The following is a 10,986-nucleotide window of genomic DNA, read 5'->3' on the forward strand; positions in this document are numbered from 1 at the left end:
TTCGCGTCACCAAAAACGATTCGAACCCGAGAGATCCTACCGGGATCGAGTCAGCCGACTGCGCGCACCATGTTCACGAACAACGCGTGAACGCGGTGGTCTCCGGTCAATTCCGGGTGGAATGACGTGGCCAGGGCGTTTCCCTGACGTACGGCGACGATGTGCCCGTCGTGCTCCGCCACCACCTCGGCGCGCGCACCGACCGATTCCACCCAGGGGGCGCGGATGAAGACGCCCTCCACCGGGCCGCCCTCGACGCCGGCGACCTCGACGGCGGCCTCGAAGGACTCGTTCTGCCGTCCGAAGGCGTTGCGGCGCACGATCATGTCGATCCCGCCGATCGTCTCCTGGCCCGCGCGCGGGTCGAGGATCTTGTCGGCCAGCAGGATCATTCCGGCGCAGGTGCCGTAGACCGGCATGCCGGCGCGGACCCGCTCGCGCAGTGGGTCCAGCATGCCGAACAGGGTGGCGAGCTTGGACATCGTGGTGGATTCGCCGCCGGGCAGGACCAGGCCGTCGACCTCGGCGAGTTCCTCGGGACGCCGGACCGGCCTGGCCAGGGCGTCCGCCGAGGCCAGGGCGATCAGGTGTTCCCGTACGTCGCCCTGGAGCGCCAGGACTCCGATCACAGGGGTGTCACTCATCGGTGCTTACCAGCCGCGGTTGGCGTAGCGCTCGGCCTCGGGCAGGGTGTCGCAGTTGATGCCGACCATGGCCTCGCCCAGGTTCCGGGAGGCGTCCGCGATGATCTTCGGGTCGTCGTAGAACGTGGTGGCCTTCACGATCGCGGCGGCGCGCTTGGCCGGGTCGCCGGACTTGAAGATGCCGGAGCCGACGAAGACGCCCTCTGCGCCGAGCTGACGCATGAGCGCGGCGTCGGCCGGGGTGGCGACACCACCGGCGGAGAACAGCACCACGGGCAGCTTGCCGAGCTCGGCGACCTCCTTGACCAGCTCGTACGGGGCGCGGAGCTCCTTGGCGGCGGCGTACAGCTCGTTGTTGTCGTAGCCGCGCAGCCGGGCGATCTCGTTCTTGATCTGGCGCAGGTGGCGGACCGCCTCGACGACGTTGCCGGTGCCGGCCTCCCCCTTCGAGCGGATCATGGCCGCGCCCTCGGCGATCCGGCGCAGGGCCTCGCCCAGGTTGGTGGCGCCGCAGACGAACGGCGTGGTGAAGGCGAACTTGTCGCTGTGGTTGACCTCGTCGGCCGGGGTGAGGACCTCGGACTCGTCGATGTAGTCGACCCCCAGGGACTGCAGGACCTGGGCCTCGACGAAGTGGCCGATGCGCGACTTCGCCATCACCGGGATGGAGACGGCCTCGATGATCTCCTCGATCATGTTCGGGTCGGACATCCGGGCCACGCCGCCGTCCTTGCGGATGTCGGCCGGAACCCGCTCCAGGGCCATGACGGCCACGGCGCCCGCGTCCTCGGCGATCTTCGCCTGCTCGGCGTCGACGACGTCCATGATCACGCCGCCCTTGAGCTGCTCGGCCATGCCGCGCTTGACGCGGGCGGTTCCGGTGGCCGGGGAGTCGGCGGACTGCGGGGTGGAGGGAAGCGTGGACATGGAGCGACCTCACTCGGAGAAAAAGTTGCCGAAAAGCGCTGGTTGGCGCAGAGCTGAGCAAACTCTCCGGGAGCAGTCCACGACAAGGGCCAATAGGAGGCCGGTGGATCGTTTTGCACGTGTACGGACCGGGATGTGGCCCCGGTCACGCGCGGGAGGGACGATGGCGGCTCAGCCGACGGGGCGGTCCGCGAGGGCCACCGGCGGTTCGTCGTCCATTTCGAAGGCGAGCGGGAACGGGGCGTGGCCGGCCAGCCGGAACCACCGCACCTTGCGGTGGCGGCGCAGCGCGCGCGCCGCGCGCACCGCGTCGTTGTGGAACCGCCGGGCCATCGGGACGCGGCGCACGGCGGCGGCCAGTTCCAGTGCCGCCTCCTCGCCGCCGGGGACCTCCTTCACCGCCTCCACCTGCGCCGCCTCGCCGAAGACCGCGCGCAGCGCGGTGCTCAGCTCGCTCTCGGCGACCTCGCGGTTCTCCTCCTCCGCCTGGCGGGCGGCGTGCGCGGCCTCGTACAGCACGATGGAAGCGGCCGGGTCGAGGACACCGGACGTGGCCAGTTCCTGGGTGACCGATGCACGGCGCAGGAGCTGCGCGTCGAGGGCGGCGCGGGCGGCGTCGATACGGGTGTGCAACCGGTCCAGCCGTCCGGCGGTCCAGCTGAGGTACATGCCGGTCGCGACGACCGCGACGGCGATCCAGATGAGGGTTTCGATCACGGGCGGCAAGGCTACCGCCGGTGCGCACACGGTGTGACCGCCCGCAGTCCGGCGCGGACGGCCCCGGTCGTACGACAGCGCGCCGGACGGCAGCACGGCGGAGCACCGTACGGGCCCCGGCGCGCGGCCCGGTCCGAACGGAAAACCCTATTCCCGTGCCAGGCCGAGCCGGGCGCGCAGCCCCGGGCGTTCGTCGGCCGCCACCGAGGCCGCGCCGCCCGTCACCGTCTCGTACACCGCGAGGATGTCCGCCCCGACCGTCGACCAGTCGAACCGCCGCACGTGGGCGGCTCCCCGCTCGCTCAGTTCCGTGCGGCGCCGCGGGTCGCCGAGCAGCCGGATCGCGGCCTCGGCCAGCGCGTCCGCGTCCTCGTTGGCGAAGAGCTCGCCCGCCGCGCCCTGGTCCAGGACCTGCGCGAACGCGTCCAGGTCGCTGGCGAGGACCGGGGCACCGGCCGACATGGCCTCGACCAGGATGATCCCGAAGCTCTCGCCACCCGTGTTGGGGGCGACGTACACGTCGACGCTGCGCAGCAGCCGGGCCTTGTCCTCGTCGCTCACCATGCCCAGGAACTCCACGCGCTCGCGCATCTTCCCGGGCAGCGAGGCGACGGCCTCCTCCTCGTCGCCCCGGCCCGCCACCAGGAGCCTGGCGTCCGGGCGCGCCTCGAAGATCGCGGGCAGGGCCCGCATCAGGACGGGCAGGCCCTTGCGGGGCTCGTCGATGCGCCCGATGAAGCCGATCGTCGCCCCCTGCCACTCGGCCCTGGGCTCGGCCGCGGCGAAGAAGTCGACGTCGACGCCGTTCGGGATGACGACCGCGTCGCCGCCCAGGTGCTCGACCAGGGTGCGGCGCGCGTACTCGCTCACCGCGATCCGCGCGCTGATCTTCTCCAGGGCCGGCTGCAGGATCGGGTACGCCGCGATCATGGCCCGGGAGCGCGGGTTGGAGGTGTGGAACGTGGCCACGATCGGTCCCTGCGCGGCCCAGCAGGCGAGCAGCCCGAGCGAGGGCGAGGTCGGTTCGTGGATGTGGATCACGTCGAAGGTGCCGTCGTGCAGCCAGCGGCGGACCCGGGCGGCGGAGAGGAAGCCGAAGTTCAGCCGGGCCACGGAGCCGTTGTACGGGACGGGTACGGCCCGGCCGGCCGACGCCACGTACGGCGGCAGCGGCGTCTCGTCGTCCGCGGGGGCCAGCACCGACACCTGGTGCCCCAGCCGGATCAGGTGCTCGGCCAGGTCGCGGATGTGGAACTGCACGCCCCCGGGCACGTCCCAGGAGTACGGGCAGACGATGCCGATCTTCACGGCCGGTCCTCCCGGGGCTCCAGGTCGGCGAGCCAGAGCCGTTGCAGCATGTGCCAGTCCTCCGGGTGCTCGGCGATCCCGGTGGCGAAGGCGTCGGCCAGGGCCTGGGTCATCGCGGCCGTCCTCTCCGTGCGGTCGCCCGCGGCGGGCACCTCGACCGGCGGGTGGATGCGCGCCTTCATCACGGGCGTGTCGTCGTAGCCGAGCGTCACCGGCAGCAGCAGCGCACCGGTCTGCTGGGCGAGCAGCGCCGGGCCCGCGGGCATGCGCGCGGTCTCGCCGAAGAAGGACACCTCGACCCCGGAGGCCGACAGGTCGCGGTCGGCGACCAGGCAGATCAGCCCGCCCGAGCGCAGCCGCCGGGCCAGGGTGCCGAAGGCGGCGCCGCCGCTGTGCGGCAGGACCTCCATGCCGAGCCCCTCGCGGTAGGCGACGAACCGGTCGTACAGGGTCTCCGGCTTCAGTCGCTGGGCGACCGTGGTGAAGGGCACCTTGAGGTCGGTGGTGACCCAGGCGCCGGCCAGGTCCCAGTTCGCCAGGTGCGGCAGGGCGAGGATGACGCCGCGGCCGGTGTCCAGACCGTCGGTCAGCCGGTGCGCGTCGGTCACCTCTATGGACGCCTTGATCCGTTCCGGGCTCCAGGCGGGCAGCCGGAACGATTCCATCCAGTAGCGCATGTACGAGCGCATGCCGGCCTTGGAGAGCTCGGCCAGCCGGGCCGGGGACGCCTCGGGCAGGACCCGCGCCAGATTCGCCTCCAGCTGCAGCACTCCCTTGCCGCGCCGCTTCCACGTCCGGTCGGCGATGGTCCGGAAGAGGGACCGGGCGACCGGTTCGGGAAGCTTCTTGACTGCGGCCCAGCCGAGCCCGTACAGGCCGTCCGTCAGCCGGTCGCGCAGCCCGGTCCGCTCGTTCCCCGGTGCGTCGCTCACTGGGTGGCCCCGCTCCCCTGCGCGGCAGCGGCCTCGGCGGCGTCGGCCTCGGCGGACTCGCGGCGCACGGTCACGACCCGCTGCACGAGCGTCACCAGGCTGCCCACGGCGACGATCCACAGCGCGATCGGCAGCAGCACCTGGATGCCGGGGACCCCGAACTTGTGCAGGCCGGCGAACCCGGCCGCGACCAGCGAGACCACCAGCCGCTCGGCGCGCTCCACGAGCCCGTTGACGGCGACCGGCAGCCCGATCGACTCGCCGCGCGCCTTCGTGTACGAGACCACCTGGCCGCTGGCCAGGCAGAAGATCGCGACCGCGCAGAGCGCGTTGTCGTCGCCCCTGCCCGCGTACCAGAGCGCGAAGCCGCCGAAGATCGCCCCGTCGGCGACCCGGTCCAGCGTCGAGTCCAGGAACGCGCCCCAGCGGCTGGAGATGCCGGCCTGCCGGGCCATGTTCCCGTCGACGAGGTCGGAGAAGACGAAGATCGTGATGACGATCGTGCCCCAGAAGAACTCCCCCATCGGGAAGAAGACCAGCGCACCCGCCACCACTCCGGCCGTACCGATCAGCGTGACCGCGTCAGGGCTCACGCCGAGACGGAGGAGCAGTGCGGCGAACGGTGTGAGGACACGCGTAAAAAATGCACGCGCGTACTTGTTCAGCATGGCCTTCCCGAGGGTCGGTGGGCCGAGCGGCCCCTTCGGCCACCGGCTGGCCCATCGTAGTCACGCCCACCCGGCTCCACCGTCCGGGCACCCGGGCGGCAGGGGGGCGGGGACGTTGTATGGACGCATTCCGGCCCGAGTGGAAAGCTCGAATTACCGCGGGTGTCGTCGTGGCCGCCGCGGCGGCTCCCCGTGCCCGTGACTTCTCTCCCCACCCCGCGCCGGTCCTTCCGTCCGGCGCCACCATCCGGGAGGCACATCATGGGTGACAGGACACGCGCGCACACCGGGGCCGCCGGCGGGGCGACGACGGCCGACCGGCCCTCGTCCCTGCGGAACGTGGTGCTCGTCGGCCACAGCGGTTCCGGGAAGACCACACTCGTCGAGGCCCTGGCACGGACCGCGGGGGCGGTCAACCGGGCCGGCCGGGTCGAGGACGGCACCACCGTCTCCGACTACGACGAGATCGAACACCGGCAGCAGCGTTCCGTACAGCTCTCCCTGGTCCCCGTCGAGTGGGCCGGGTGCCGGATCAATCTGCTGGACACGCCCGGCTACGCCGATTTCGTCGGGGAGCTCAGGGCCGGTCTGCGGGCGGCGGACGCCGCTCTGTTCGTCGTCTCCGCGGCCCAGGAGGCGAACGCGGTGGCCGGTGCCACCCGTGCCGTGTGGGAGGAGTGCGCGGCCGTCGGCATGCCGCGCGCGATCGTCGTCACGCACCTCGACACGGCGCGCACCTCCTTCGACGAAATGACCGGGATCTGCGGCGAGATCTTCGGCGGTGACGACCCCGACGCCGTGCTCCCGCTCCATCTGCCCCTCCACGGTCCCGAGGGGCCCGACGGGCACGCCCCGCTCACCGGACTCACCGGGCTCCTCACCCGGCAGGTCTTCGACTACTCCTCGGGCGAACGGCAGGAGAAGCCGCCCGACGAGGCCCGGCGGGCACCGCTCCGGGAAGCCCGCGACCGGCTCATCGAGGGGATCATCGCCGAGAGCGAGGACGAGACCCTGATGGACCGCTACCTCGGCGGGGCCGAGATCGATGTCGCGACCCTCGTCGACGACCTGGAGCGCGCCGTCGCCCGCGGCACCTTCCACCCCGTGCTCGCCGCCGCCCCCGCGGCCGACGGCGCCGGCGCGGGCGTCGGCACCGTCGAGCTCCTGGACCTGATCACCAGTGGCTTCCCGACCCCGCCGGAGCGCCCGGTGCCCGGCGTCACTCCCCTGCACGGGGCGTCGCGCCCGGCCCTGGCCTGCGATCCGGACGGGCCGCTGGCCGCCGAAGTCGTCAAGACGTCCTCCGACCCGTACGTCGGCCGGGTCTCGCTCGTACGCGTCTTCTCCGGCACCCTGCGCCCCGACGAGACCGTCCACGTGTTCGGCCACGGTCTCACCGACCCCGCCCACGAGGCCCGTCCCTTCCACGAGGCCGAGGTACGCGTCGGCGCGCTCTCCACTCCCTTCGGCAAGCAGCAGCGCCCGCTGACCGCGTGCATCGCGGGGGACCTGGCCTGTGTCGCCAAGCTGGGCACCGCCGAGACCGGGGACACCCTCTCCGACCCGGACCTGCCCCTGCTGCTGGACCCCTGGACCACTCCCGACCCGCTGCTGCCGCTCGCCATCGAGGCGCACGGCAAGGCGGACGAGGACAGGCTCTCCCAGGGGCTCTCCCGGCTGGTCGCCGAGGACCCGACCATGCGCCTGGAGCAGAACCAGGACACCCATCAGGTGGTGCTGTGGTGCCTGGGCGAGGCCCATCAGGACGTGGCGCTGGACCGGCTGCGCAACCGCTACGGCGTCCAGGTCGACGCCGTGCCGCACAAGGTGGCGCTCCGCGAGACGTTCGCCGCCCCGTCCACCGGGCGCGGCCGGCACGTGAAGCAGTCCGGCGGCCACGGCCAGTACGCCATCTGCGAGATCGACGTGGAACCACTGCCCGCCGGGTCGGGCGTCGAGTTCGTCGACAAGGTGGTCGGCGGGGCGGTGCCCCGGCAGTTCGTCCCCTCCGTGGAGAAGGGCGTGCGTGCCCAGGCGGCCCGCGGGGTCGCGGCCGGGCATCCGCTCGTCGACGTGCGCGTCACCCTGCGGGACGGCAAGTCCCACTCGGTGGACTCCTCCGACGCCGCGTTCCAGACGGCGGGCGCGCTGGCCCTGCGCGAGGCCGCCGCGGACGCCCGCATCCAGCTCCTGGAACCGGTCGACGAGATCCGGGTGCTGATCCCCGACGACTACGTCGGGCCGGTGATGAGCGACCTGTCCGGCCGCCGCGGCCGAGTGATCGGAACCGAACAGTCCGGCTCCGGACGCACCCTCGTACGGGCCGAGGTGCCCGAACTGGAGATCGGCCGGTACGCCGTCGACCTGCGGTCCCTCTCCCACGGCGCCGGCCGCTTCGACCGGGCGTACGCCCGGCACGAGGCGATGCCCCCGCAGCTCGCGGAACGTCTCAGGGAGGGCCGGGAGAACGACCCGAGCCATGTCTGAACAGCACGGCCGGCCACCTTTGTCCACAGGTGCCAGCGGCGCACCGATCCGGACGATACGCTTTGGTCCCAGCTCAGAAGGTGTGCCGGGCACGGCAGTTGGGAAACAGCCGCAGGAGCGGTTCTTGGCGGCGAGTGGGGGCGACAGTGGCCAACGACGGATTCGATTTCTCTCCCGGAGCGCAGATCCCGCTCCAGGGCTCGGGCGGGCAGGCGGTGGCGACGAACGCCCTCGCCTCCGCCGCGTACCGCGACAGCCCGGTGGAGAAGATCCTTGAAGCCAACAGCGAGTGGCACAAGTCCGAAGTGAAAGCGGGCCGTTCCAAGTTCATCAAGGCCGACTACTTCAAGCCCAATCTCGGCGAGGCGTTCTCCCGCGCCGTCCAGGAGCGCATGCTGGGCGGCGCCAGGGCCGCGCTCATCCAGTCCTTCGGGACCGACCCGCAGACCGTCGTCGAGCACTGCCTGTCCGCGTCCCGGCTGCGCAGGACCCGGGACGCCAAACTGACCGCCGTCACCGTCCTGTTCGGCTTCCTCTTCCTGCCCGGCATGCTCCTGTGGATCATCGCGTTCCGGCTGCGCGACTGGCTGAGCGGCACCAAGGACAAGGCCCTCTCCGCCCTGGGCAACGCCCTGCTCCCGATCATCGGCATCGTGGCCCTGTTCTTCCTGGTCAAGCTGCCGCTCACCGGTTTCGTGGCGATCTACGCACGGGCGATGCTCATCGCCCCCGTCATCGGCTGGTACGTCGCCAGACGGATCGCCGAGTCCTCCGCCAAGGACATGCGGGCCCGCTGGGAAGGGCTCCTGTCCGGCGGCGGCGTCATCGCCAAGATCCCCGAGGCCGCGCCCAAGAACCCCAACGAGACCTCCCGCGAGGCGCTGCGCCAGGGGCTGGAGAAGCTCTCCGCCGAGCAGCAGTCCAACTCGGTCTTCTACGCGGGCCCCAAGGGGATCCTCGGCATGGGCACCCGCTGGGGCAGCTGGCAGCTCGCCGAGGAGCTCGTCCCCAAGGCACCCAACAAGGAGTTCCACCAGTTCCGCAGCTGGGACGTGATCCGGGCCATCCACGACCAGCTCAAGCTGCTGGAGCGCGGCCCGTTGAACACTGGAGGGTTCCCCACCCCGTCGGTCACCCACTGGATCGTGTCCCCCGTGGGGGAGAACGCCGGCTCGGTCTCCCGCCCCGACGGCGAGGACGTCGCCACCTTCCAGGTCAAGCCGCACGAGATACAGCGGATCTGCAACCACCAGCAGTTCGGCGGCGGCGACCGGCACTACCTGGGCGTCCAGTTCACCCTCTGGGAGGGCCAGTTGGTGATCACCATGATGATCACGGTCACGGTCCTCTACGAGACCCTGCGCATCGAGGTCACCGGGCACGCGCTCGGCCCGGTCCACTCCCTCTTCACCAGCAAGCCCGCGGCCAAGACCAAGACGGTCAACAAGACCGTGCGGTTCTGGGAGACCCGCGACATCGCCCTCGCGCTGGTCGAGCCCGAGGAGGTCGTGCGCCTCGCCCTGCGCGCGCCCTTCACCTGGTACCCGCCGATCCTGGACTACCTGGGCGGCAAGCTCGCCCTGCCCGAGCCGTTCGGCCTGCGGCACGCCTGGGCGGAGAAGCCATGGCGGCACCGCTTCATGGCGGACGACGCGATGCGCGCCGCGACCCCCGTGCTGCGCGCCGTGCACAGCGCCGCCCTGCGCGTCCTGGAGGAGAACGGCGTCGACACGGAACGCTTCGACAGCCGCTCGATGGCACTGAGCGGCCAGGTGCAGGACCCCTCCCCCCGCAAGGCGGACGTGTACGACGCATAGGCCGGGTCCACCACGTGCGGACATGCGAAGGCCGCCCCGGCCGGAAGGCGGGGGCGGCCTTCGCACGGGGCGAGGGTCCCGGTCAGTCGACCGGCCAGGCGTCGGCCAGCATCTTGCGCGTGTCGGCGAGCAGTTGCGGGAGCACCTTCGTGTGCCCGACGACCGGCATGAAATTGGTGTCACCGCCCCAGCGCGGCACCAGGTGCTGGTGCAGATGGGCCGCGATGCCCGCTCCCGCCACCGCGCCCTGGTTCATGCCGATGTTGAAGCCGTGCGCGCCCGAGGCCGACCGCAGGGCCACCATCGCCCGCTTGGTGAAGTCGGCCAGCTCCATCGTCTCCGGGCCGTCCAGCTCCGTGTAGTCCGCGACGTGCCGGTACGGCACCACCATCAGGTGGCCGCCGTTGTACGGGTACAGGTTCAGCACGGCGTAGACGTGCCGGCCACGTGCGATGACGAGCCCGTCCTCGTCCGATTTCGACGGGATGCCGCAGAACGGGCAGCCGTCGCCGGCCTCCGGGCCGGTCGGCTTGTTCTCGCCCTGGATGTACGCCATCCGGTGGGGCGTCCACAGGCGCTGGAACGCGTCGGGCGTTCCCACTCCGATCTGCTGCTCCGGCTCACTCGTCATGGCGATCAGCATATTGCTTCACCCCCACGGAGCGTGTCGCCGGGGGCCGCGCCCGTGGGCGGACGGCGATGCTGAGGCGGTGCCCGACCAGTCCGCCGACTCGGCGTCTCCTTCCCTCCGGCGCTGGGAGCAGCGCACGGAAGTGCCGCTCCTCGTCGCCTCGCTGCTCTTCCTGCTCGGCTACGCGGTGCGCGTCCTCGCCCCCCACGGCGCCGGGTCCTGGCGCGGCCTCGCCCTCGCCCTGGTCGGCGCCACCTGGCTGGTCTTCCTCGGGGACTACGTCGTACGGCTCCGGCTCAGCGGCCTGGGTGTCCGTTTCGTCCGGGTGCACTGGCTGGACACGGTGGTCCTGCTGCTTCCCCTGCTGCGGCCGCTGCGCCTGATCCGCCTCTACACCGCGGTGCAGCGGCACCGGCAGCGGCCGCGGCTGAGCCTGTACGCCCGGGTGATCGCCTACGCCGGTGCGAGTGCGCTGCTGCTCGGCTTCTCCGCCGCACTCGCCGTCTACCACCAGGAGCACACGGCGGCGGGCGCCTCGATCCGCACCTTCGGGGACGCGGCGTGGTGGGCGTGCGCGACGCTCACGACGGTGGGGTACGGGGACGCGGTCCCGGTCACGCCGGGCGGGCGGGTCGTCGCCTCGGGCCTGATGGCCTGCGGTCTGGCCCTGCTGGGGGCGGTGACGGGCTCGTTCTCGTCGTGGATGCTGCAGGTGTTCAGGCGGGAGGACGAGAAGAGGCCCCCGGAGAGCGGATAGCTCTCTTGAGTTCTAGCGATCGTTGCAACACTTCCTGGCTCAGGTGGTGAGTAGATCACGTAGACGCTCGGCTGGTGTACTCCAGCCGAGCGTCTTGC

10 protein-coding genes are annotated in these 10,986 nt (G+C 71.7%); 3 read left to right on the forward strand and 7 right to left on the reverse strand.

What is annotated here, in order from left to right:
- Positions 1 to 50 precede the first annotated feature (50 nt).
- The 6 genes from pdxT to pgsA all read right to left on the reverse strand — a co-directional run bounded on the left by pdxT (position 51) and on the right by pgsA (position 5,196).
- The gene (gene pdxT, locus ACWCXX_RS29295) at positions 51 to 644 is read right to left on the reverse strand and encodes a pyridoxal 5'-phosphate synthase glutaminase subunit PdxT (protein WP_451132399.1); all 594 of its coding nucleotides are present in this window, start codon (positions 642 to 644) and stop codon (positions 51 to 53) included.
- 6 nt (positions 645 to 650) lie between these two features.
- A complete protein-coding gene (pdxS, locus tag ACWCXX_RS29300) occupies positions 651 to 1,571 on the reverse strand; it encodes a pyridoxal 5'-phosphate synthase lyase subunit PdxS (protein WP_451132401.1) in 921 nt (306 codons plus the stop codon).
- Positions 1,572 to 1,742: 171 nt separating this feature from the next.
- Positions 1,743 to 2,240, reverse strand: coding sequence for a hypothetical protein (locus ACWCXX_RS29305; RefSeq protein ID WP_451132418.1), 498 nt, complete (start codon positions 2,238 to 2,240; stop codon positions 1,743 to 1,745).
- 195 nt (positions 2,241 to 2,435) lie between these two features.
- Positions 2,436 to 3,596 carry a glycosyltransferase family 4 protein gene (locus ACWCXX_RS29310; RefSeq protein WP_451132403.1) on the reverse strand — a complete coding sequence of 387 codons (1,161 nt, stop codon included), beginning with the start codon at positions 3,594 to 3,596 and terminating at the stop codon, positions 2,436 to 2,438.
- Positions 3,593 to 4,528: a phosphatidylinositol mannoside acyltransferase gene (locus ACWCXX_RS29315; RefSeq protein ID WP_451132405.1), complete on the reverse strand. Its 936-nt coding sequence runs from the start codon at positions 4,526 to 4,528 to the stop codon at positions 3,593 to 3,595. Before ACWCXX_RS29315 ends, ACWCXX_RS29310 begins: the two co-directional genes overlap by 4 nt.
- Positions 4,525 to 5,196 (reverse strand): phosphatidylinositol phosphate synthase, encoded by a 672-nt coding sequence (gene pgsA / locus ACWCXX_RS29320; RefSeq protein ID WP_451132407.1) that lies wholly within the window; start codon positions 5,194 to 5,196, stop codon positions 4,525 to 4,527. The genes ACWCXX_RS29315 and pgsA overlap by 4 nt, the downstream gene beginning before the upstream one ends.
- 261 nt (positions 5,197 to 5,457) lie before the next feature.
- Between pgsA and ACWCXX_RS29325 the strand changes: the two genes are divergently transcribed.
- Together ACWCXX_RS29325 and ACWCXX_RS29330 are read left to right on the forward strand one after the other, a co-directional pair.
- Positions 5,458 to 7,683, forward strand: a complete 2,226-nt coding sequence (locus ACWCXX_RS29325) for an elongation factor G-like protein EF-G2 (RefSeq protein ID WP_451132409.1) — start codon at positions 5,458 to 5,460, stop codon at positions 7,681 to 7,683.
- Positions 7,684 to 7,829: 146 nt separating this feature from the next.
- Positions 7,830 to 9,500, forward strand: a complete 1,671-nt coding sequence (locus tag ACWCXX_RS29330) for a hypothetical protein (protein ID WP_451132410.1) — start codon at positions 7,830 to 7,832, stop codon at positions 9,498 to 9,500.
- 82 nt (positions 9,501 to 9,582) lie between these two features.
- Here the strand turns inward: ACWCXX_RS29330 and ACWCXX_RS29335 are convergent, their stop codons facing one another.
- Positions 9,583 to 10,143 carry an HIT family protein gene (locus ACWCXX_RS29335; protein WP_451132412.1) on the reverse strand — a complete coding sequence of 187 codons (561 nt, stop codon included), beginning with the start codon at positions 10,141 to 10,143 and terminating at the stop codon, positions 9,583 to 9,585.
- Between the two features lie 67 nt (positions 10,144 to 10,210).
- Between ACWCXX_RS29335 and ACWCXX_RS29340 the strand changes: the two genes are divergently transcribed.
- Positions 10,211 to 10,888 (forward strand): potassium channel family protein, encoded by a 678-nt coding sequence (locus tag ACWCXX_RS29340; RefSeq protein WP_451132414.1) that lies wholly within the window; start codon positions 10,211 to 10,213, stop codon positions 10,886 to 10,888.
- Positions 10,889 to 10,986: the final 98 nt, after the last annotated feature.

Source organism: Streptomyces sp. NPDC001732 (assembly GCF_053596315.1).

What these genes read in the sequence shown, in the direction of transcription:
- pdxT (WP_451132399.1), bottom strand. Translation starts at nt 644, where the DNA reads ATGAGTGACACCCCTGTGATCGGAGTCCTGGCGCTCCAGGGCGACGTA.
- pdxS (WP_451132401.1), bottom strand. Translation starts at nt 1,571, where the DNA reads ATGTCCACGCTTCCCTCCACCCCGCAGTCCGCCGACTCCCCGGCCACC.
- ACWCXX_RS29305 (WP_451132418.1), bottom strand. Translation starts at nt 2,240, where the DNA reads ATGTACCTCAGCTGGACCGCCGGACGGCTGGACCGGTTGCACACCCGT.
- pgsA (WP_451132407.1), bottom strand. Translation starts at nt 5,196, where the DNA reads ATGCTGAACAAGTACGCGCGTGCATTTTTTACGCGTGTCCTCACACCG.
- ACWCXX_RS29325 (WP_451132409.1), top strand. Translation starts at nt 5,458, where the DNA reads ATGGGTGACAGGACACGCGCGCACACCGGGGCCGCCGGCGGGGCGACG.
- ACWCXX_RS29335 (WP_451132412.1), bottom strand. Translation starts at nt 10,143, where the DNA reads ATGCTGATCGCCATGACGAGTGAGCCGGAGCAGCAGATCGGAGTGGGA.